Below are 21,884 nucleotides of genomic sequence, written 5' to 3'. Positions count from 1 at the left end.
TACCCCTTCCACTACGCACAGTGGGAGCAGCAGGCCGCCGACCTCGTCGCCAAGCACTGGAACTGACGCACAAACGACCGACCGCTGGCCGGCACCCCAACCCGGGGTGCCGGCCAGCACCGTTCTGCCCACCCGCAGTGTGAAGAGTTGTTGTCGCCAGGGCGACAACAACTCTTCACACCCACGAACCCACTCCGGTGATCATGAAGTTAGCGGCAGGAACGGAGATATCCACACCGCCGCTAACTTCATGATCACCCATGCCCGTGCCCGTGCCGGGGCCGGGGCCGGGGCCGGGGCGTGGGCGCACGAGGGCGGGAGGCCGCGAACAGCGGCGGGTGTCGGTGGGGTCGGTCAGCGGTGGGTCAGGTGGGGTGGGGTGCGGCAGACGGCGAGGGCGGCGGCGAAGGTGGTGAGGCGCACCGAGGGTGGCGGGACGGGTTCGATCCAGCCCGGGCCGGCACCGAGGACGCGTACCTCCGGCAGGTCCCGGCCGAAGCGGACCAGGCGGTACGCGCGGCCGGTGTGCGGGCTCTGCGACCAGACCAGGACGGTGTGCGGACGGGCCCGGGCCACGGCGGAGGCGAGGGCGGCCCAGGGCAGTGCCGGCCCGAGCAGCAGGCAGCCCCGGCCCTGTTCGCGCAGCGCGGCGGCGAGGGCGTGCAGCCCGAGGCAGTGCGCCTCGTGTTCGGCGCCGGCGAGCAGCACGCCGTCCGGCGGCAGCTGCCGACCGCGTTCCCGGCCGTGCACGTCCAGGCCGATCCGCACCCCCTCGGAGAGGGCGTGCTCGACGGCGATCTCGGCGGCGGCCTGCCCGTGGAAGGCGCCCAGCAGCGGTACGCAGACCTGCTGCCAGACGGCCGCCACGCCGACTTCGGCGGCCAGCTCCAACACCAGCGCGGCGACCTGGTTGGCGTCGAGGTCCTCGGCGGCCGCGCCGAGCCGCTTGCGGCCCGCCTCGACGGCCTCGGCCGGCATCGGTTCTGTCAGCACCAGACGTACCCCCAGGTATGCGTTCACCTACCAGGGGGTTCGTCGGGGCGGCGCGGTTCGGATGCACCGCCGCGGGATTCATCTGCGCCGGGCGGCCATCCAGCGGAGCGCGAGCGCGGCGACGCTGCCCCACACGCCGCGCCGGAACAGCAGCACGACGAGGACGAAGATACCGCCGGTGACCAGGCCGATCGACTCGAATCCGGAGAACGACAGCCAGTCCTCCAGCCGGACCACGATGGCCGCGCCGAGCACGCCGCCCCAGAGGGTGCCGATGCCGCCGAGCACCACCACGATGACCGCCTTGCCGGAGGTGGTCCAGTGCAGCACGTCCAGGGAGACGAAGCGGTGGCCGACGGCGAAGAGCCCGCCACCGAGTCCCGCGATGAAGCCGGAGAGCACGAACGCGGTGAGCTTGTAGCGGTGCACCGGGTAGCCGAGCGCCCGCGCGCGGGCCGGGTTGTCCCGGATGCCGACCAGCACCCGGCCGAAGGGCGAGTGCACGATCCGCCAGGCGGCGGCGAGCCCGACCAGCACGATCGGCAGGATCGCGTAGTAGAAGTAGTAGTCGTCGGTCAGGTCCAGCCCGAACAGCTCGCGCGGCACGCCCTGCAGGCCGTTCTCGCCCCGGGTGACCGAACGCCACTCGTTGGCCACGTAGTAGACCATCTGCGCGAACGCCAGGGTCACCATCGCGAAGTAGATGCCGGTCCGCTTCACCGCCAGGTAGCCGATCGGCACCGCGAGCACCGCCGCCGCGAGCGCCCCGGCCAGTACGGCGAGCGGGAACGGCAGGCCGGCGTGGATCGCCACCAGCCCGGTGACGTACGCGGAGGTGCCCCAGAACGCGGCGTGCCCGAAGGACATCAGCCCGGTGAAGCCGAGCAGCAGGTCCACCGCGACGGCGAAGAGCGCCCAGCAGAGAATGTCCACCGCCACCGCCGGGTAGAGCCCGTTGGGCAGCCAGAACGCGGCCACCAGGCCGACGGCGAGCAGCGCGTAACGCACCCAGCCGGGGGCGCGGGCGACGGCGACCAGCCCTGACCGGGCCGGCCCGGGACCGGCCTCGGTGTCCACCACTGCGGTCACGCCGGTGCCTCCTCACGGCCGAACAGCCCGGCCGGCCGCCAGAGCAGCACGACGGCCATCACGATGAAGACGATCGTCTGCGACACGATCGGGAAGTCGGAGAGGTACGCCTCGCCCCACGCCTGGACCAGGCCGATGCCGAAGCCGGCGGCGACCGACCCGAAGATCGAGCCGAGGCCGCCGATCACCACCACCGCGAAGACCACGATGATCAGGTCGGCGCCCATCAGCGGGTTGACCGCCCGCATCGGCGCGGCGAGCACCCCGGCGAGCCCGGCCAGTCCGATGCCGAAGCCGAAGACCGGGGTGACCCAGCGTCCGACGTCGATGCCGAAGGCCCGGGTCAGCTCGGGTCGCTCGGTGGCCGCCCGGATCACCATGCCGATCCGGGTCCGGCTGAGCACCCACCACACGGTGACGCAGAGCAGCACCGCGAAGCCCAGGATGAACACCCGGTAGGTGGGGAACTCGAAGAGCCCGAAGTCGACCGACCCGCTCAGCGCGGACGGGGTGGCGTACGGGCTGGACTGCACGCCGTAGCGGGTCTTCACCAGGTCCTGCAGGATCAGCGTCAGGCCGAAGGTGAGCAGGAAGTTGTAGAGCGGGTCGAGCCGGGTGAGCCGGTGGATGACCGCCCGTTCCAGCGCCATGCCGAGCAGGGCCAGACCCACCGGCATGATCACCAGCGCCGCCCAGAACGACACGCCCGCCTCGGTGAGCAGCACGTACGCCCCGAACGCGCCGAGCATGTAGAACGCTCCGTGGGCGAAGTTGACCACCCGCAGCATGCCGAAGATGACCGCGAGCCCGAGGGCGAGCAGGGCGTAGAACGCCCCGCTCACCAACCCGTTGAACGTGTTCTGGAGGAAGCCGGTCACAGCTTGCAGTCCGGGGAGGGGGCGCGGAACGCCTCCGCGGCCGGGATGGTCTTGAGCACCTTGACGTAGTCCCACGGCTCGGAGACCTCGGCCTGCGGCTTCACCTGGGCCAGGTACGCGTCGTGCACCACCCGGTGGTCCTCGGCGCGGATCTTGCCGTTGCGCAGGAAGACGTCGTTGACCTCCTTGCCCTCCAGCCCCTTGACGACGGTGTCGGCGTCGTCGGTGCCGGCGGCCTGCACGGCCTCCAGGTACTGGGTGGCGGCGGAGTAGTTGGCCGCGTGCGCGAAGGTCGGCCGGGTACCGGTCTCGGACTGGAACCGGTCGGCGAACTCGCGGTTCTGCTGGTCGAAGTTCCAGTACCAGGCGTCGGTGTAGGTGGTGCCGGCGAGCGCGGCCGGGGTGAGCGAGTGGATGTCGGTGAGGAACATCAGGCCGACGGCCAGCCCGACGCCCTTGTCCCGGAGCTTGAACTCGTTGTACTGCTTGACCACGTTGACCAGCTCGGCGCCGGCCTGCATGGTGCCGAGCACCTCCGGCTTCGGGGTCAACGTCGGCGCCTTGAGCAGGAACGTGGAGAAGTCCCCGCTGGTGTTCGGGAACGGCGCGCCGTCCTTGCCGACGACCTTCCCGCCGGCGGCGGTGATGGCGGCGGAGAAGCTCTTCTCCATGTCCTGGCCGAAGGCGTAGTTCGGGTAGAGGATGTACCAGTTCTTGCCGATCTGCTCGGTGGTGGTCTTCCCGGTGCCGTTGGCCAGCATGTACGTGTCGTAGGCGTAGTGGAACGTGTACTTGTTGCAGCTCTTGCCGGTCAGGTCGGTGGTCGCCGCGCCGATGTTGAAGTAGAGCTTCTTCTTCTCCTTCGCCACGTCGGCGACCTTCAGCGCGGCCGAGGAGGTCGGCACGTCGAGGATGAGGTCGACGCCCTTGCGGTCGTACATCTCGGCGGCCTTGCTGTTGGCGATGTCGGGCTTGTTCTGGTGGTCGACGGTCTCCACGGTGACGTCCTTGGTCACCGCCTTGTCGCCGTGCCGGGCCTTGAAGTCGGCGATGGCCATCTCGACGGCCTTCACCGAGTTCTTCCCGGACAGCTCCGAGTAGGCCCCGGACTGGTCGTTGAGCACCCCGAGGACGATCTTGTCGCCGGTCAGCTTCTGGTCGCCGCCGGACTGCGGACCACCGCCGCCGCAGCCGGCCGCGAAGACCACCGCCGCCGACGCGGCGGCCACACCCACGCTCCTACGCATGTCCATCCCTTTCGTACCGCGCGGACTCCGCGCGGGTCAGCCGTCGACAATCAGATCCCGAGGTACGCCAGCAGCTCGCGCTCCCGGGAGCGCACCTCGGAGTTGGCCATCGCCTCCACGACGCGCCCCTCGGCCAGCAGGTAGTGCCGGTCGGCGACGCCGGTGGCGAAGTGCAGGTTCTGCTCGACCAGCAGCACGGTCACCCCGTGCTGCTTGGCCTGCCGCAGCAGGTCGCCGACCTGCTGCACGAGCAGTGGGGAGAGCCCCTCGGTGGGCTCGTCGCAGAGCAGCAGCCGGGCGCCCATCCGCAGCACCCGGGCCAGCGCGAGCATCTGCTGCTCGCCGCCGGAGAGCATGGTCGCCGCCGAGTCGCGGCGCTCCCAGAGGGCGGGGAACGCCTCGTACACCCGCTCCAGCGACCACGGGTCGGGGCCGACCCGGGGCGGCAGGGTGAGGTTCTCCGTGACGGTCAGGGTGGCGTACGCGCCGCGGTCGTCGGGGACCCAGCCGAGCCCGAGCCGCGCCCGCTTGTACGCCGGCAGCCGGCCGATGTCCCGGCCGTCCAGCTCCACCGTGCCGCGCCGGCCGGGGTGCAGGCCCATCACGCAGCGCAGCAGGGTGGACTTGCCGGCGCCGTTGCGGCCGACCAGGGTGACCACCTCGCCGGCGGCGACGTCCAGACTCACCTCCCGCAGCACCTGCGCCTCGCCGTACCAGGCGGAGAGGTTCTCAATGCGCAGCATCAGCGGCTCCCAGGTAGGCGGTGATGACCCGCTCGTCGGCGCGGACCTGCTCGTAGGGCCCCTCGACCAGCACCTTGCCGGCCTGGAGCACGGTGACGGTGTCGGCGAGCCGGCCGACGACGCTCATGTTGTGCTCGACCATCACCACGGTCCGGCCGGCGCGGACCCGGGCGACCAGTTCGACGGTGCGGTCGACGTCCTCCAGCCCCATCCCGGCGGTCGGCTCGTCGAGCAGCAGCACCTTCGGGTCCAGGGCGAGGGCGATGGCCAGTTCCAGGGCGCGCTTGCGCCCGTAGGCGAGGGCCTCGGCGGGGGCCTCGGCGAGCGCGGCGAGCCCGACCATGTCGAGCAGCTCGTCGGCCCGGTCCCGGTAGCGGCCCATCAGCTTCGCCGAGCGCCAGAACCGCCAGCCGAGCCCGCTCGGGCTCTGCAACGCCAGCTCCACGTGCTCCCGCGCGGACAGTTGCGGGAAGAGGCTGGTGATCTGGAACGAGCGGGCCACGCCGAGCCGGGCCACCCGCTCCGGGGGCAGCCCGGTGATGTCCCGACCGGCCAGCTCGATCCGCCCGGCGGTCGGCGGCAGGAAGCCGGTGAGCAGGTTGAACAGGGTGGTCTTGCCAGCGCCGTTCGGGCCGACCAGGGCGTGCACGCTCTCCGGCGCGATGTCCAGGTCGACCTGGTCGACGGCCCGGAAGCCCCGGAAGTCGCGGCTCAGCCCGCGGGCCGACAGGAGCGCTTGCCCGGCCATCGCCTCATCCTCCGCACGTCAGCGGCGACGACCAGGGTCGGTGACCGGGGTCACAGGGCCGTCGCGTGGAGGAAACCTACGGGGCACGGCCGGAGTCGAGCCATGTCGGTCTCCCACACTTTCCCTCCGGTCCACGCGGGGGCGAGGGACATGTCCCCTCCCACCCGGACGGCGGTGCGGTATCGACGATGGTGAACGGGGTGGGGTCCGCGACCGCTCCCATGTGGTCCGCCCACCTGCCGAGGCCGGCGGCGGCGCGGGCGTCAGTCGGGGAAGGTGACCACCCACCGGGCGCCCTCGCCCCGGGCCAGCCGGTCGAAGGCCGCCGGGGCCTCGTCGAGCGGGACCAGGCCGCTGATCAGCGGGGCCAGGTCCAGCGTCCCGTCGCCCACCTGCCGCGCCAGCGCGGGCACCTCCCGGTCCGGATCGGACGAGCCGTACACCGAGGAGCGCAGCGTCCGGGCGGAGTGGAAGATGTCCGCGGCGGCGAGACTGAGCGGGTCGTCCCGGCCGCCCATGCCGACCACGGTGACCGCTCCCCCGCGCCGGGTCAGCCGCCACGCCGTGTGGATGGTGGCCGCCCGGCCCACGCACTCGAAGGCGTGGTCGACGCCGCGGCCCTCGGTGAGCGCCCGGGCCCGCTTCGACAGCCGGTCGTCGGGGAGCAGGAAATCGCTGGCGCCGGCGGCGAGGGCGAGGTTCCGCTTCGCCTCGGCCACGTCGATCGCGACGATCGGCGTCGCGCCGGCGGCCCGGGCGGCGGTGAGCACCGACAGGCCGACCCCGCCGAGCCCGATCACCGCGACCGACTGGCCGGCGGCGACCCGGGCGGTGTTGCGGACCGCGCCGGTGCCGGTGAGCACCGCGCAGCCGAGCAGGGCGGCCCGCTCCGGGGGCAGGTCGACGGGCACCGGGACGACGGCCGCCTCGGAGACCACCACCTCCTCGGCGAACGCGCCGAGCCCGAGGGTGACGTGCAGCGGCGTGCCGTCGGCGGTCTCGCCCCGAGGCTGGGCGGGGGCGGTGTTGGCGGCGCAGAGCCACGGCTCGTCGTGCCGGCAGAACCAGCACGCCCGGCAGGCCGGCGCCCAGTTCAGCACCACCTGGGTGCCCACCGGCACCCGGGCGCCGGCCCCGGCCTCGACCACCACGCCGGCCGCCTCGTGGCCGAGCACCAGCGGGTACGCCGGGGCGAGGGTGCCGTTCACCATGGACAGGTCGGAGTGGCAGACCCCGGCGGCCCGGACGCGGACCCGCAGCTCGCCCGGGCCGGGCGGGGGCAGGCGCACCTGCTCGACGCGCAGCGGCAGGCCGGGGCCCCGGGCCACCAGCGCCCTCATCGCTGGATCGCCTTGAGCTCGGTGAACTCGTCGATGCCGTACCCGCCCAGCTCCCGGCCGAGGCCGGACTGCCGGTAGCCGCCGAACGGGGCGAGCGGGTTGAACGCGCCGCCGTTGACGTCCACCTGGCCGGTGCGCAGCCGCCGGGCGACGGCGACCGCCCGCTCGGTGTCGGCGGACCAGACCGCGCCGGCGAGGCCGTAGCGGGAGTTGTTGGCGATGGCGACCGCCTCGTCGGTGTCGGCGAAGGGGATTACCGCGAGCACCGGACCGAAGACCTCCTCCTGGGCCAGCTCACTGTCCGGGTGCACGTCGGCGAGGACGGTGGGGGCGACGAAGTGCCCGCGCGCCGGCAGCGGGGCGTCGGGGCCGCCGGCGACCAGGCGGGCCCCGTCGGCCAGCGCCCGGTCCACGAAGCCGCGGACGCGGTCGGCCTGCGCGGCGGAGACCAGCGGGCCGAGCCGGGTCGCCGGGTCGAACGGGTCGCCGGGCCGGTAGGCGGCGACGGCGCGGGCGGCGAGGTCCAGCGCCTCGTCGTACCGGTCGCGGTGGACCAGCATCCGGGTCCAGGCGGTGCAGGTCTGCCCGGAGTTGAGCAGGGCGTTGCCCACCCCGGCCTTGACCGCGGTGGCGAGGTCGGCGTCGGCCAGGATCAGGTTGGCCGACTTGCCGCCCAGTTCGAGGGCGACCCGGGCGACCCGGTCGGCGGCGAGGTGGGCGATCCGGCGGCCGGTGGCGGTGGAGCCGGTGAACGAGACCAGGTCCACGTCGGGATGGGCGGCGAGCGCCTCGCCGACCACCGGCCCGGTGCCGGGGACGAGGTTGACCACGCCGGCCGGCAGCCCGGCCTCGGTGACCGCGTCGAAGAGCAGGTACGCGGCCAGCGGGGTGAGCTCGCTGGGCTTGAGCACCACCGTGCAGCCGGCGGCCAGGGCGGGGGCGAGCTTCGCGACGACCTGGTGCAGCGGGTAGTTCCACGGGGTGATCGCGCCGACCACGCCGACCGGTTCGCGGACCACGAGGGAGTTGCCGATCGTCTCCTCGGCCGGCGGCCGGGCGGCCAGCTCGACGCAGCTGCGCAGCACGGTCAGCGGCAGGCCGGTCTGCACCCGGGCGGCCAGCTTGAGCGGGGTGCCGAGTTCGAGCGCGATGGTCCGGGCCATCTCGTCGGCGCGGGCGGTCAGCGCGGCGTGCAGCCGGTCGAGGTGGGCGGAGCGGTCGACCGGGTCGGTCGCCGCCCAGCCGGGGAAGGCGGCCCGGGCGGCGGCGACGGCCCGGTCGACGTCGGCCGGGGTGCCGGCCGGCACCTGCCCGACGATCTCCCCGGTGGCCGGGTTCTCCACGGCGATGCTCTCGCCGCCGGACGGGTCGACCCAGGCGCCGCCGATGTGCAGGTGACGGCGGACCAGGAGCGCGGGTGGCGCGGCGGCGAGATCCATGTCGTCCTCCGGGGGTGAGGAAACTAGCGCTGGGAGTTTTCGACGCTACCGCGCCGGCCCGGCCGGCTCCAGACCCACGGTCCGGGCGTGCTCGACGGCCAACCCGTGCAGCAGCGCGTCCAGGCCGAGCGCGAAGGCGCCGGAGTCCACGCTGTGCTGGTGCTCGGCGAGGCGGTGGGCCTGGCGCAGGTGCGGGTAGTGGGCGGCGTACAGCTCGGGATCCTCGACGAAGCCGCGGGCGAACGAGCCCAGCGCCGACCCGGCGACGAAGTAGCGCATCGCCGCGCCGACGTGGGTGGCCCGGGCCGGCGGCCAGCCGGCCTTGACCAGGGCGCCGTAGACGGCGTCCGCCATGGCCAGCGCGGCCGGTCGCCGCCCCGGGCCCTGGGCCAGGTGGGGTACGACGTTCGGGTGCGCGGTGAGCGCCGCCCGGTACGACCAGGCCCACCGGCGCAGCGCCTCCCGCCACTCGTGGCGGGCGAAGAAGCTGGTGTCCACGGCGGCGGTGACGCTGTCGGCGACCGCGTCGAGGATCGCGTCGCGGTTGGCGAAGTGGTGGTACAGCGAGGGGCCCTGGACGCCGAGCGCGGCGGCGAGCCGGCGGGTGGAGAACGCGGCCAGCCCCTCGGCGTCGATCAGCGCCAGGGCCGCGGTGACGATCCGTTCCCGGGTGAGCACCGGTTGCCGGGGTCGGGGCACGTCGGCTCCTCGCGGGTCTGGACGGCGGAAAACTAACACCGCTAGTTTAACCGGGACGGCACCACGACGGCGGAAGGGACCAGCATGGACTTCTCACTGACCGACGAGGAGCGGGCGGTCCGGGACACCGCCCGGTCGTTCATCACCCGCGAGGTGCTGCCGCTGGAGCAGGAGGTGCTGCGCCGCGAGCGGGCCCACCAGCCCGGACTGGACCGCAGCGAGCTGCGCGAGCTGCAACAGAAGGCGCGGAAGTTCGGCTTCTGGGGGCTGGCCACCCCCGAGGAGTACGGCGGGATGGACCTGCCCGCCGTCATGCAGTCGCTGATCTGGACGGAGCTGGGCCGCACCTTCGTGCCGTTCCGCTTCGGCGGGGAGGCCGACAACATCCTCTTCCACGCCACCGAGGAGCAGAAGCGGGAGTTCCTCCTCCCCACCATCGAGGGCGAGCGGATCTCCTGCTTCGCGATCACCGAGCCGGGGGCCGGCTCGGACGCGGCCAACATCCGGCTCAGCGCGCGCCGGGACGGCGACGACTGGATCCTCGACGGCGAGAAGACCTTCATCACCGGCGGCAACGACGCCGACTTCGCCATCGTGGTGGCGGTGACCGACCGGGAGAAGGGCGCCCGCAACGGCGGCGCCACGGCGTTCCTGGTGGACCGGTCGATGGGCTGGCGCTCGGAGTTCATCCAGACCATGGGCGAGGGTGGGCCGGCCGCGCTGGTCTTCGACGGCGTACGGGTGCCGCACCGCAACATCCTCGGCGAGATCGGCCAGGGCTTCGCCCTCGGCATGGAGTGGATCGGCAAGGGCCGCTACACGATCCCCTCGCACGCGATCGGCATCGCCGAGCGGGTACTGCAGATGGCGATCGACCAGGCCAACACCCGGGAGACCTTCGGCGCGAAGATCGGCACCAACCAGGCCATCCAGTGGATGATCGCCGACTCGGAGACCGAACTGGAGGCGGCCCGCTGGCTGGTGCTGCGCTCCGCCTGGACGGTCAACCAGGGCATGGACCCCCGGCACGCCTCCTCGATGGGCAAGCTCTACGGCGCCGGCATGGTCAACCGGGTGGTGGACCGGGCGCTGCAGATCCACGGCGGGATGGGCTACACCCGGGAACTGCCGATCGAACGCTGGTACCGGCAGGTCCGGCTGTACCGGATCTTCGAAGGAACCGACGAGATGCAGCGGCTGATCATCTCGCGGGACCTGCTGCGCGGCTACACGAAGATCGGCGGCCACCTGGCCTGAGCGGGCAGTTCTCGGTCGCGAACGCGCCGACCCCCTCCGGGCCGAGGTCGGCGATGCCCACCGGCTCGGGCAGCATGCCCTCCGTACTTCCTCCGGTCACTTCGGTGCGAGCCCCTCCCCGGTCGTGTCGGTGGTGGTGGAACGGCTCCGGAACAGGCCGAGCCGGAGCGCCCGGAGCAGGGTGCCGGGCTGGCTCAGCGTCGCCGGGTGGTCGAGCATGGTGGTGACCCGGCCCAGCCGGGCGTTGAGCACCGGATCGGTCAGCGAGGTCCGGAAGAGCAGGTCACCGAACCACTTCGTGACCCGGTACCCGGGCGGGTACGGCCCGTCGACGTGTGGAAGCTCGATGTCGGCGGAGGTGGAGACCTGCCAGGCGGCATCGACGACCACACGGGCCCGGTCGAAGTACGCCCGCGCCGGCTCCTCGTGCGGCTTCGGGCCCGACCGCAGGTACGCCGACAGGCAGGAGGCGTGCAGCGTCGCGGAGGTCATGCCCTGGCCGTACACCGGATTGAAGGAGGCGATGGCGTCTCCGACGGCGACCAGTCCCGCGGGCATCCGGTCGAGCTTGTGGAAGTCCCGGCGTCGGCTGTCGGCCTGGTGGTACGTGACCACGCCGCCGAGCATCTCGCCGTGTTCGGCGATGTCACCGAACTCCTGCGGATAGTGCTTCCGGCAGCGGGCGGTGAAGTCGGCGACATCGCGGCTGGGCCGGTCCGCGTCGTAACCGGCCACCAGCAGAATCCAGCGGTCTCCCTCGACCGAGTTGATCCCACCGATCCGGGCGGTACGACCCTTGCCGGCCATGGTGTGGTAGACCACCACCCAGGCGTCGCTGACCTTCTCGTCCTGCTTGAAGAGCGCGGTCGCGTAGTTCAGTTTGATCGGCATCCGCTGTATCGGCGGGCGGGGCCAACCATTGTCGGCCAGCCAGTCGCTCAGCCGACTGGACCGTCCCATGGCGTCGACCACCAGATCCGCCGGTTCGACCACCGGCTCACCACCGCCCTCGGGCACGTACCGGGCGCCGGTGACGCGCCGGTCGGCGAAGACCAGGCCGTCCGCCCGGCCGTACGCCATCCGGATGTTGCCGACGGCGAGGGTCCGCCGCCGGACCAACGCCTCCAGGAACGGTCGCGTGGTGATCAGCGCCGGACCGGCGTCGGACGGTGCCGGCGGCAGCCCCAGTACGCCGTTCACGAAGATCTTCGCCGTGCCCTCGTCGCTCGGCGGCGGCGGGGCGCCGAGCGCGAACGCCTCGTCGACGATGCCGGGAAACCACCGCTCCAACTGGACCTGACCGGCGGGCAGCAGCGCGTGCACCTGGCTGCCCTGGGGTACGCCGGGCCGGGGCCCGTCATCTACCCGGGACGGATCCCGCTCGATGATCAGCACCTCCTCGGCGTGGTCGGTCAACACCCGGGCCGCCATCAGTCCCGCGATGCTGCCGCCGAGCACCACCGCACGCCGCATGACCACTGGGGGGTTCGCCGGCCGCTCGGCCGTCGCTATCTCGGCGAAGAGCCTGGACGGGGAGGGGGGCATGCGATCACTCCTCGACGTGGTCCGGAACATCGACATCCAAGACCGTAACCACCAGAGCCCCCGCCGTCAGTAGCCGCAGTAGGCCCCGTTCCGGGACACGAAGCGAGATCAACCCGACGCCGCCCCCACCCGAACGCCGTGGGTCCGGCACGACCTCGGCTACTACTGCCGCCTGAGCGGCCGTGGCGGGCCGGGGCCCGCCACGACCTCAGCTCGTCAACGCCTCCAGGGCCAGGTCCACGTCGTCCACAGTGGTGTAGAGGTGGAAGGAGGCCCGGACGCGGCCGGCGCGAACCGCCGCCCGGACGCCGGCCCGCTCCAGCTTCTCCCGCGCCCCGGGCACCTCGACGGTGACGATCGCGCTCTCCCCCGGCGGCCGACCCAGCCCGGCCAGGAACCGGTTCGCCAGCGCGACGTCGTGGTCCCGGATCGCCGGCACGCCGATCTCGGCGAGCAGCTCCAGGGCGGGCGCGGTGCCAACCCAACTGAACCAGGCCGGCGAGATGTCGAACCGCCGGGCGTCGTCGGCGAGCCGCAGCGGAAGCCCGTAGTAGGAGAAGTGCGGGTCCTTGCCCGCGTACCAGCCGGCGGCGTCGGGGCGCAGCCGCTCCCGCAGCGACGGCGCAAGGTAGGCCAGAGCGGACCCGCGCGGCGCCATCAACCACTTGTACGCCCCGACCGCGACCACGTCGGCCAGCCCCGCGTCGAACGGCAGCCAGCCGCACGCCTGGGTGGCGTCGACCACGACCAGCGCACCGTGCGCGCGGGCCGCGGCCACGATCTCCGCGTACGGGGCGATCGCGCCGTCGGCGGACTGCACCAGGCTGAACGCCACCAGGTCGGTGCCGGCCTCGATGGCGTCGGCCAGCCCGGCCAGCGGCACGGTGCGCACCCGCACGCCCCGCTCCTGCTGCACCAGCCAGGGGAAGAGGTTCGAGGTGAACTCGACCTCGGGCACCACCACGGTCGCGCCGGCGGGCAGGGCCGCGGCGACCGGGGCGAGCAGCTGGGACACCGTGCTGCCGACGGCGACGTCCGCCACCGGCACCCCGACCAGCCCGGCGAAGGCCGCGCGGGACCGCTCGGTCGCCTCCCCCCAGCCCTCCCACGAGGTACGCCCCACCCGCCAGTCGGCGAGCGCGTCCTGCACCGCCGTCCAGACCGGCTCGGGCGGCAGCCCGTAGCTGGCGGTGTTCAGCCAGCCCGGTTCCGGTTGCCACAGCTTCTGCGCCTGTTCCAGCTCCATGCCGCCGAGGCTAGTGGCGGGTGCCGGCGACGGTGAGCGCCAATCGGACAGCGGTGGCCCGCAGAGCCCGGGCTCCACGTCGGGTGGGCCAGGGGCTTCATCGTCTCTGCAGGGCTGTCCAGTGGTGGAGGGGGTTGCTGCGCTCGGACGTGGACCCACGGCTGCGACCCGAGCCCCACCCGCCAGTCCGCGGCCTCGACCCGCTGGGGCCCGGCCGCCGGTCGGATCGCCTGGGGTCAGACGACGGAAGGCCGGCGGGGGTCCACCGGGTTGATGCCGGCGTCCTCGAGGCGCTGCTCCAGCGCTTCGAGGTCGTGCTCGTGCCGGTAGGTCTTCTCCGCCGCGGTGATCGGCAGCAGCCAGAGCAGCCGGAGGTGCCCGTCGGTCACCGGGCACACCTCCAGGCTCTCGCCCCACGGATACGGGAGGCTGACGAGCAGGTGGTCGCAGGCCGACCCGGGCAGCCAGGGCCGTCCGATCGGCACGGTGTGTCCGTGGTCCAGGGCGTACGACCCGCCGCTGCCGTGGTAGTACGCGACCATGGTCAGCGTCTCCACGTGGAGGTCGGCGTGCTCCGGGGCGAGGAGCACGAACTCCAGGGCGTGACCGTGCCGCCGGGTCGCCTCCCAGAGCCCGGCGGTCACGTACAGCCAGCCGCCCTCACCGGGCCCGGGGGCGAGCCGCAGGACGTGGAAGTCGGGTACCTGCCGGTGGATCGGACCGGCGACCGGCGGCAGCACGTCCAGCGGCCGGGTGGGGAACCGGCGCGCCAAGTGCTCGCGCAGGACCTCGGCGGACGGTGACAGCTGATGATCCACGCGGCGATGCTGCCACAGCGTGCTCAGGCCGGGCTGGGCGTACCCCGGGGTGCGGCGCGGAGGCTGTCGATGAGGACGGCGCGCAACTCCGTCAGGAGCCGGTCGGCGGGCGTCGCGCCGACCGGTTCGGCGATCAACCCCCGGTCGGCGATGATGGTGACCGCCTCCAGGGCCAGGCCGGCGACCTCGACGGTTGCCGGCGCGGGCAGCGCCGCGGCGGCCAGCGCCGGGTCGTCGCCGGCCAGCTCCGCCCCGCCGGGCAGGCTCCGGCCGACCAGCACCGCGGCGGCCAGGACCTGCGCGGGCGGCAGCTCCCCCAGCAGTACGGCGGGGGTGTCGAAGACCCGGCCGAGCACTCCGCCGACCAGGGGCAGGCGGCGCTGCGGCGGCCGGGCGCCGACCTCGGCGAGGAAGCGGGCCCGGGCGTCAGCTGACATTGGCCGGCCCGAGCACGCTCTTCAGGTCACCCATCAGCGCGGTGGTCGCCGCCACCCGGAACGGTCCCAGCCGCAGCGTGGTGGTCTTGCCGCCGTTGAGCAGCTTGACGTGCACCTCGGTGTCGCCCGGGTGCAGCACCAGGGTCTCCTTGAGCCGCTCCACCAGCGGCGGCGTGCACCGGTGCACCGGGATGGTGAGGGTGACCGGCTTGTTGGCCGGGTTGCTGCTGACATCCGGCATGGACATGTCCATCGCCATGATCCTGGGGGTGTCGTCGCGGCGGTCGACCCGCCCCTTGACCACCACGATGGCGTCCTCGGCGATGTACTGCCCGATCACCTCGTAGGTGTTCGGGAAGAACAGCGTCTCCACCCCGCCCGCGAGGTCCTCCAGGGTGGCCGACGCCCAGGCCCGGCCCTGCTTGGTGACCCGGCGCTGCACGCCAGAGAGGATGCCGGCGAGGGTGACCACCGCGCCGTCGGGCACGCCGCCCTCCTCGGCGAGCGCGGCGATGGTGGTGTCCGCCGCCGCGCCGAGGACGTGTTCCAGCCCGAAGAGCGGGTGGTCGGAGACGTAGAGGCCGAGCATCTCGCGTTCGAAGGCCAGCTTGTCCCGCTTGTCCCACTCGCCGTCGCCGATGGTGGGCATGACCGTCGTGCTGCCGCCGGCGTCGGTGTCGCCGAAGCCGGCGCCGAAGAGGTCGTACTGGCCGACGGCCTCCTTGCGCTTGACGTCGGCGAAGGCGTCGATCGCGTCGGCGTGCACCGCGAGCAGGCCCTTGCGGGTGTGCCCGAGCGAGTCGAAGGCGCCCGCCTTGATCAGCGATTCGATGGTCTTCTTGTTGCAGACCACCGCGTCGACCTTGGACAGGAAGTCGTAGAAGTCGGTGTAGTCGCCCTTCTCCTCACGGCAGCGCATGATCGCGGCGACCACGTTCGCGCCGACGTTGCGCACCGCGGCGAGGCCGAACCGGATGTCCCGGCCGACCGGGGTGAACGGCCCGGCCGAGGTGTTCACGTCCGGCGGCAGCACCTGGATCCGCATCCGGCGACACTCGGACAGATAGAGCGCCATCTTGTCCTTGTCGTCACCGACGGAGGTGAGCAGCCCGGCCATGTACTCGGCCGGGTAGTGCGCCTTGAGGTACGCGGTCCAGTAGGACACCAGCCCGTAGGCGGCGGAGTGCGCCTTGTTGAAGGCGTAGCCGGCGAACGGGACCAGGACGTCCCACACCGCCTGGATCGCCTCGTCGGAGTAGCCGCGCTCGCGGCACCCGTCGCGGAACGGGATGAACTCCTTGTCGAGGATCTCCTTCTTCTTCTTGCCCATCGCCCGGCGCAGCAGGTCGGCCTGGCCGAGGGTGTAGCCGGCGAGGATCTGCGCGGCGCGCTGCACCTGCTCCTGGTAGACGATCAGGCCGTGGGTCGGGGCCAGGATCTCCCGCAGCGGCTCCTCCAGCTCCGGGTGGATCGGGGTGATCTCCTGGAGGCCGTTCTTGCGCAGCGCGTAGTTGGTGTGCGAGTCGACGCCCATCGGGCCGGGCCGGTACAGCGCCAGGACGGCGGAGATGTCCTCGAAGTTGTCCGGCTTCATCAGCCGCAGCAGCGAGCGCATCGGCCCGCCGTCGAGCTGGAACACGCCCAGCGTGTCGCCCCGGGCGAGCAGCTCGTACGCGGCCTTGTCGTCCAGCGGCAGGGACAGCAGGTCGAGCTGGAGGCCGTGGTTGAGCTTGATGTTCTTGACCGCGTCGTCGATGATCGTCAGGTTGCGCAGGCCGAGGAAGTCCATCTTCAACAGCCCGAGCGACTCGCACGTCGGGTAGTCGAACTGGGTGATGATCGCCCCGTCGGCGTCCCGCCGCATCAGCGGGATGTGCTCGATGATCGGCTCGGCGGACATGATGACGCCGGCGGCGTGCACACCGGTCTGCCGGATCAGCCCCTCGATGCCCTTGGCGGTGTCGATCACCTTGCGGACGTCCGGGTCGGACTCGTAGAGGCCGCGGATCTCGCCGGCCTCGGCGTAGCGCGGGTGCTTCGGGTCGAAGATGCCGGTGAGCGGGATGTCCTTGCCCATCACCGCCGGCGGCATCGCCTTGGTGATCCGGTCCCCCACCGCGTACGGGAAGCCGAGCACCCGGGCCGAGTCCTTGATCGCGGCCTTCGCCTTGATCGTGCCGAAGGTCGCGATCTGGGCGACCTTGTCCTCGCCCCACTTGTCGGTGACGTACTTGATCACCTCGCCGCGCCGGCGCTCGTCGAAGTCGATGTCGACATCCGGCATCGAGACGCGCTCGGGGTTGAGGAACCGCTCGAAGATCAGACCGTGCGGGATCGGGTCCAGGTCGGTGATGCCCAGGGCGTACGCGACCAGCGAGCCGGCGGCCGAGCCACGGCCCGGACCGACGGCGATGCCCTGGTTCTTCGCCCACTGGATGAAGTCGGCGACCACGAGGAAGTACGAGGGGAAGCCCATCTGGTTGATGACGCCCAGCTCGTACTCGGCCTGCACGACGTGCCCCTCGGGGATGCCGTTCGGGTAGCGGCGGGCCAGTCCGGCGAAGGTCTCCTTGCGGAACCACGACTCCTCGGTCTCCCCCTCGGGCACCGGGAACCGCGGCATCAGGTTGCGGAACTCGAACATCCCGGTCGGGTCGACCTTCTCGGCGACCAGCAGGGTGTTGCGGCAGCCCTGCTGCCACAGTTCGGAGTTGTCGACCGCGCGCATCTGCTCGGCGGACTTGATGAAGTAGCCGCCGCCCTCGAACCGGAACCGGTTCGGGTCGTCGATGTTGCTGCCGGTCTGCACGCAGAGCAGCACGTCGTGCGCGGTGGCCTGGGCCTCGTGGGTGTAGTGCGAGTCGTTGGTGACCACCGGCGGGATGTCGAGCTTGCGGGCGATCTCGGTCAGCCCGTCGCGGACCCGGCGCTCGATGGAGAGGCCGTGGTCCATGATCTCCAGGAAGTAGTTCTCCTTGCCGAAGATGTCCTGGTAGCTCGCGGCGACCTTGAGCGCCTCGTCGAACTGGCCCAGCCGCAGCCGGGTCTGCACCGCGCCGGAGGGGCAGCCGGTGGTCGCCATGATCCCCTCGGCGTGCTCGGCGATCAGCTCCATGTCCATCCGCGGCCACTTGACGTAGTGGCCCTCCATGGAGGCGCGCGAGTTGAGGGTGAAGAGGTTCTTCAGGCCGGTGGCGTTCCGCGCCCACATGGTCTTGTGGGTGATCGCGCCGTTACCGGAGACGTCGTCGCTCTTCTGCTCCGGCCGGCCCCACTTCACCCGGGCCTTGTGGAAGCGCGACTCCGGCGCCACGTACGCCTCGACGCCCAGGATCGGGGTGATCCCGGCGGCCATCGCCTGGTTGTAGAAGTCGTTCGCGCCGTGCATGTTGCCGTGGTCGGTGATCGCCACCGCCGGCATGCCGAGCCGGTTGGCCTCGGCGAAGAGGTCCTTGAGCCGGGCCGCCCCGTCGAGCATCGAGTACTCAGTGTGCACGTGCAGATGCGCGAACGAATCGCCCATGCAGAGCGCCCCCCCCGGGTCGGATCATGGGTTGGTTCAGGTCGGTCGGCCCACCCTACCGAGATTCGATCAGGGGCTGCGACAGCCGCGCGGACGGACCTTCGACCACGTGGCGGAGGTCTCCCCACGACCCGGCGGTGACGCGCCGCCGACCGGCCGCCGCGCCGCCCCGACCCGGGGTGCCGGTCCGCCCGGCGAGCCTCCCCCGGCCGTCGGGTGCCGGACTGGACCGGCCCGCCCCGCCGGCACCGGCCGTACGCTCGAGGATCGGCACCGGCGAGCATTGGACACCCGGCATGCCCCACGACGAGCGCATCGACAGCCTGGCCCGCGCCGCCGCGCAGGGCGACCGGGCGGCGCTGGACGCCCTGCTGGTCGCGGTGCGGCCGGAGGTGCTGCGGCTCTGCGCCCGGTTCCTGCCCAACCGGGAGGACGCCGAGGAGGCCTGCCAGGACACGCTGCTGGCGCTGGCCCGCGGGATCACCCGGTTCGAGGGCCGGTCGGCGTTCCGCACCTGGCTGCACCGGCTGACCGCCAACCGGGCCCGCTCGACCTACCGCGTCCTGCGCCGCCGGTGGCTGCTGGAGGCCGACGGCGTGCCGCTGCCCGACCGCCCCGATCCCCGGCGGACCAGCGTGGTCGCCGGCACCCGCCTCGACCTGCTCGACGCCTTCGACGCGGTCCGCCCGGACCTCGCCGAGGTGGTGGCCCTGCGCGACGTGCTCGGGCTGAGCTATCCCGAGATCGCCACGCTGCTCGACGTGCCGGAGGGCACGGTGAAGTCCCGGTTGCACCTGGCCCGCCGGCAGGTCCGGCAACGACTCGGCGACGATCCGCGCTGACCGCGCCGACCGCGAACCGGACCGGCGGCGGTGGCGACCAACGGTAGACAGCACCGGTCCCGAGAGGGGGAGCCCCCGCCATGCGCCACACCTCGATCCGCCGGCTCGTCACCGGGGTCGCCGCCGCTGTCGCGCTGGCCGGGGCGGTCGGCGCCTGCGGCGACGACGCGGTGTCGCCGCTGCCCGTCCAGCCCGCCGGCCCGTCCCGCTCGACGCCGACCCCCGGCGCCAGCCCCACCACCGCCGCCGCGTCACCGTCCCGGGTGCCGCCGAGCACCGGACGCCCGGTCGCCGCCCCGCCCGCGCCCACCTGGACCCGGGGTACGCCGCCCCGACCGGCCCCCTCGCCGACCCCGCCGACCTCGGCCTGCCAGGGCGCGGTCCGCTACGACCTGCCGCTCGCCGAGACCGAGCTGGAGCTGCTGAAGTCGCTCTGCTTCGCCACCGGCGCGGTGCTGCGGATCCAGGGCATCGGGCCCGGCCTGGTCACCGTGGACCGCCCGGAGCTGGTCTCGCAGCACTACGAGGCCGGGGTGGTGGACATCCGCTTCGTCCGCCCCGGCACCGTTGCCGTCACGATCCCGCAGGAGGACCGGACGCACACCATCACGATCGTGGTCCGCTGACTCCGGGCCCGTGACCCGTCGCCGACGGGCAGCCGCTACCGCACCCGCACCCCGGCGAGCAGCGTGTCGACGAAGTCGGCCCCGCCGTCCGCCGGTGGGACGATCTGGACGTACACCAGCGCGGCGCGACCCGGCGCCAGCCCGGCCGACTCGACGATCAGCGGCCGCCCCCGGTCGCAGCGGTACGCCACCACGGTCCACTCCACGCCCGCCCGCCGGGTGCTACGTGCCGGCGCCGGCACGCAGTCCGCGTGCGTGCGCTCGGCGAGGAAACCGGCCGGGGTGGTGCGCGCCGCCGTGCTGGCGGAAAGGCCGACGAACGCACCGGGCAGGCCGGGGTCCGCGGCCCATCGGCGCGGCTGCGGCGACATCACCAGCGCCGGTTCGGGGCGGCCGTCGGCGCCGTACTGGCCCGCCCACGTCGCGCCGGTCGCCGACCAGCCGGCCGGCAACGCCACCGTTACCGGTCCGCTGGTGTACGTCGCCGGGGCCGGCCGACGCGGGCCCGCGCCTCCGGCCTCGGCGCCGACGACGCCACCGAGCGCGGCGAGGGCCACGAGGGCCGCCCCGGCCACCCGGAAGCGGTGGGCCCGGCGCGACGGCCGGACAGCGGGCGGGTGCCCCGGGCCGGCCACCGCGCGCTCCAACGCCACCCGGAAGGCGGCCGCGTCCGGGTGCCGGTCGGTGGGCCGGTGCGCGGTGGCCCGGCGCAGCACCGCCGCCACCCGGGCCGGCACACCGTCGCGCATCCGGACCGCCGCTGGGGGGCGGTCGGGGTGCGGGCTGTCGGGATGGGCGGCCAGCAGCCGTAGACCGAGCCGGCCCAACCCGAACACGTCGGCGCGGGTGTCCACGACCGCCAGCGGGTCGTCCTGCTCCGGCGCCATGTAACCGGGCGTACCGGCGCGGGCGGTCAGCCCCGAGGCGGCGGCGAGCGCCTTGGCCAGGCCGAGGTCGGCGATCAGCACCTCTCCGGTGGCCGGGTCCCCCGCCGGCGCGGTGGAGCGGAACAGGACGTTGCCGGGAGTCAGGTCGCGGTGCACCACGCCGTGCCGGTGCAGGACCGCGACCCCGGCGGCGACCTCACCCAGCAGGCGCAGCGCGGTCGGCACGGGGATCGGGCCACCGGCCAGGCGGTCGCGCAGGCTCCCCCCGTCGGCCCAGGCCAGCACCGCGTAGGGCCGGCCGTCGGGCAGTTCACCCAGGCCGTGCACCCGGACCAGCCGCTCGTGGTCCAGCCGGCGCAGCAGCCGGGCCTCGTCGAGGAAGCGTTCCCGCACCCGCAGGTCGTGGCTCCAGTTCTCCGCCAGGACCTTGATCGCGACGCGCGAGTCGAGGGCGTCGTCGTAGCCGAGCCAGACCATCGCGAACGAGCCGACGCCGAGCAGCCGCTCGATGCGGTAGGGCCCGATCCGCGCCGGAGCCGTCACCGCCTCACCTCCGGGCCAGCGCCGTCGGTTGCCGTGCCCTCCGACAGTAGACCGTCCGGCGGGCGCGGCGGCAGGTCCGGGCGCGGCGGCAGGTCGGGGCGGCCGGGGCGGCGGCGGTCGGCGGTCGGTCGGAAAGCCGACGAACCATCGGCGTCGCCGGGGAGACCAACAGAGCAGGAGACCCACCACGAAGGAGCAGGCCATGAACCGTCGTTCGATCCTGATCACCACGGGCGCGCTGGCGCTCGTCACGCTCGCCCCGGCAGCCGTCGCCGGCCCGGCCGCGGCCCGGGCGGCCGTCCCGTCCGGTGTCACCGCACCCGCGTCGCGGCACGCCGGACCGGTCACCGGTTTCCCGGTCGGACGGCCCGACGCCGGCCCGGCGCACCACCAGCCCCGGCTGCTCAGTGTCCGGGGCGCCGGCGCGTACCGGATCGGCGCCGACCTGGCGACGCTCACGGCGGCCGGGCGCATCTCCTGGACGGCGCCGGGCTGCTCCGGGGTGGTGCACGCGGGGGCCACCGGGGCGTGGGCGGGGGTCATCCTGCTGGCCTTCCGGGACGGCCGGCTGGTCGAGGTGGGTACGGCGACCGCGCCGCCCCGCTCACCCGCCGGGGCGATGGTCGGCATGTCCTTCGAGGAGTTGGCGGAGATCTACGGCCGGCGGGGCGCGCTGATCCGCAACGACGCGGGGGACGCCTCGGCGTACCTGGTGCGCTTCGGGTCGCGGGTCGAGCTCTTCACCGGGCACCCGATCCGTCCGGGAGTGGGTTACTTCCAGGTCGGCCCGGCGGACTTCGTGGAGCGGAACTTCCGCCAGCGGCCGTCCTGCTGATCCCCGCCGCGGGGCGCGGCGGAGCGGGAGCGAGCGGGGCGTCCGGGTCGTACCGGGCGCCCCGCTCGTCGTCCGGGACCGACTCCGCCCCGTTGCGGCGATGTCACACGATGATGTAGCGCTAGACAATGGTGTGTGGCACACACTAT

The 21,884-nt window shown here is 73.2% G+C and carries 19 protein-coding genes; 4 read left to right on the top strand and 15 right to left on the bottom strand.

All coding sequences use genetic code 11. From position 1 onward, the window contains the following. Positions 1-354: 354 nt before the first annotated feature. The 9 genes from V6U79_RS26900 to V6U79_RS26860 form a co-directional block, all read right to left on the bottom strand. A complete protein-coding gene (locus tag V6U79_RS26900; protein WP_334616308.1) occupies positions 355-993 on the bottom strand; it encodes a transcriptional regulator in 639 nt (212 codons plus the stop codon). A gap of 78 nt (positions 994-1,071) precedes the next feature. Continuing rightward, complete coding sequence (locus tag V6U79_RS26895) at positions 1,072-2,082, bottom strand: branched-chain amino acid ABC transporter permease (protein WP_334616306.1); 1,011 nt, start codon at positions 2,080-2,082, stop codon at positions 1,072-1,074. Then, positions 2,079-2,960 carry a branched-chain amino acid ABC transporter permease gene (locus V6U79_RS26890; RefSeq protein ID WP_334616305.1) on the bottom strand — a complete coding sequence of 294 codons (882 nt, stop codon included), beginning with the start codon at positions 2,958-2,960 and terminating at the stop codon, positions 2,079-2,081. Before V6U79_RS26890 ends, V6U79_RS26895 begins: the two co-directional genes overlap by 4 nt. Further along, complete coding sequence (locus V6U79_RS26885) at positions 2,957-4,213, bottom strand: ABC transporter substrate-binding protein (RefSeq protein WP_334527190.1); 1,257 nt, start codon at positions 4,211-4,213, stop codon at positions 2,957-2,959. The genes V6U79_RS26890 and V6U79_RS26885 overlap by 4 nt, the downstream gene beginning before the upstream one ends. Positions 4,214-4,257: 44 nt before the next feature. Next, positions 4,258-4,950: an ABC transporter ATP-binding protein gene (locus V6U79_RS26880; RefSeq protein WP_334527188.1), complete on the bottom strand. Its 693-nt coding sequence runs from the start codon at positions 4,948-4,950 to the stop codon at positions 4,258-4,260. Next, the gene (locus V6U79_RS26875; RefSeq protein ID WP_334527186.1) at positions 4,937-5,698 is read right to left on the bottom strand and encodes an ABC transporter ATP-binding protein; all 762 of its coding nucleotides are present in this window, start codon (positions 5,696-5,698) and stop codon (positions 4,937-4,939) included. The genes V6U79_RS26880 and V6U79_RS26875 overlap by 14 nt, the downstream gene beginning before the upstream one ends. 263 nt (positions 5,699-5,961) lie before the next feature. Continuing rightward, complete coding sequence (locus tag V6U79_RS26870; RefSeq protein WP_334616304.1) at positions 5,962-7,038, bottom strand: alcohol dehydrogenase catalytic domain-containing protein; 1,077 nt, start codon at positions 7,036-7,038, stop codon at positions 5,962-5,964. Then, positions 7,035-8,477 (bottom strand): aldehyde dehydrogenase family protein, encoded by a 1,443-nt coding sequence (locus V6U79_RS26865; protein ID WP_334616302.1) that lies wholly within the window; start codon positions 8,475-8,477, stop codon positions 7,035-7,037. Before V6U79_RS26865 ends, V6U79_RS26870 begins: the two co-directional genes overlap by 4 nt. A 45-nt stretch (positions 8,478-8,522) precedes the next feature. Next, positions 8,523-9,176, bottom strand: coding sequence for a TetR/AcrR family transcriptional regulator C-terminal domain-containing protein (locus V6U79_RS26860; protein ID WP_334616301.1), 654 nt, complete (start codon positions 9,174-9,176; stop codon positions 8,523-8,525). A gap of 84 nt (positions 9,177-9,260) precedes the next feature. On the opposite strand from V6U79_RS26860, the gene V6U79_RS26855 reads away from it, so the two are divergent. After that, positions 9,261-10,433: an acyl-CoA dehydrogenase family protein gene (locus V6U79_RS26855; RefSeq protein ID WP_334616300.1), complete on the top strand. Its 1,173-nt coding sequence runs from the start codon at positions 9,261-9,263 to the stop codon at positions 10,431-10,433. A 96-nt stretch (positions 10,434-10,529) separates the two neighbouring features. On the opposite strand, the gene V6U79_RS26850 is transcribed toward V6U79_RS26855, so the two are convergent. From V6U79_RS26850 to dnaE, 5 genes are all read right to left on the bottom strand, one after another. Then, entirely contained in the window at positions 10,530-11,978 is a 1,449-nt protein-coding gene (locus V6U79_RS26850) for an FAD-dependent oxidoreductase (RefSeq protein WP_334616299.1), read from the bottom strand. Positions 11,979-12,186: 208 nt separating this feature from the next. Continuing rightward, on the bottom strand, positions 12,187-13,224 hold the full coding sequence (locus V6U79_RS26845; RefSeq protein WP_334616298.1) for an aminotransferase class V-fold PLP-dependent enzyme: 1,038 nt from the start codon (positions 13,222-13,224) through the stop codon (positions 12,187-12,189). A 236-nt stretch (positions 13,225-13,460) separates the two neighbouring features. Further along, a complete protein-coding gene (locus tag V6U79_RS26840; protein WP_334527178.1) occupies positions 13,461-14,042 on the bottom strand; it encodes a suppressor of fused domain protein in 582 nt (193 codons plus the stop codon). Positions 14,043-14,065: 23 nt separating this feature from the next. Continuing rightward, a complete protein-coding gene (locus tag V6U79_RS26835; protein ID WP_334527177.1) occupies positions 14,066-14,479 on the bottom strand; it encodes a hypothetical protein in 414 nt (137 codons plus the stop codon). Beyond that, positions 14,469-18,002: a DNA polymerase III subunit alpha gene (dnaE, locus tag V6U79_RS26830; RefSeq protein WP_334527176.1), complete on the bottom strand. Its 3,534-nt coding sequence runs from the start codon at positions 18,000-18,002 to the stop codon at positions 14,469-14,471. The genes V6U79_RS26835 and dnaE overlap by 11 nt, the downstream gene beginning before the upstream one ends. 296 nt (positions 18,003-18,298) lie before the next feature. Here dnaE and V6U79_RS26825 point away from each other — a divergent pair, with 296 nt between their 5' ends. Together V6U79_RS26825 and V6U79_RS26820 are read left to right on the top strand one after the other, a co-directional pair. Continuing rightward, positions 18,299-18,844, top strand: a complete 546-nt coding sequence (locus tag V6U79_RS26825; protein WP_334616297.1) for an RNA polymerase sigma factor — start codon at positions 18,299-18,301, stop codon at positions 18,842-18,844. Between the two features lie 80 nt (positions 18,845-18,924). Beyond that, on the top strand, positions 18,925-19,470 hold the full coding sequence (locus V6U79_RS26820) for a hypothetical protein (protein ID WP_334616296.1): 546 nt from the start codon (positions 18,925-18,927) through the stop codon (positions 19,468-19,470). A gap of 35 nt (positions 19,471-19,505) precedes the next feature. Here V6U79_RS26820 and V6U79_RS26815 read toward each other — a convergent pair whose 3' ends face one another. Beyond that, positions 19,506-20,900 carry a serine/threonine-protein kinase gene (locus V6U79_RS26815; protein ID WP_334616295.1) on the bottom strand — a complete coding sequence of 465 codons (1,395 nt, stop codon included), beginning with the start codon at positions 20,898-20,900 and terminating at the stop codon, positions 19,506-19,508. Between the two features lie 202 nt (positions 20,901-21,102). Here V6U79_RS26815 and V6U79_RS26810 point away from each other — a divergent pair, with 202 nt between their 5' ends. Further along, a complete protein-coding gene (locus V6U79_RS26810; RefSeq protein ID WP_334616294.1) occupies positions 21,103-21,735 on the top strand; it encodes a hypothetical protein in 633 nt (210 codons plus the stop codon). The last annotated feature ends 149 nt before the right edge of the window (positions 21,736-21,884 follow it).

The sequence above is a fragment of the Micromonospora psammae genome, assembly GCF_036902725.1.
Taxonomy (GTDB): domain Bacteria; phylum Actinomycetota; class Actinomycetes; order Mycobacteriales; family Micromonosporaceae; genus Micromonospora.
The sequence above is the reverse complement of the archived record's forward strand: the minus strand, read 5'-3'. Positions and strand labels throughout refer to the sequence as shown.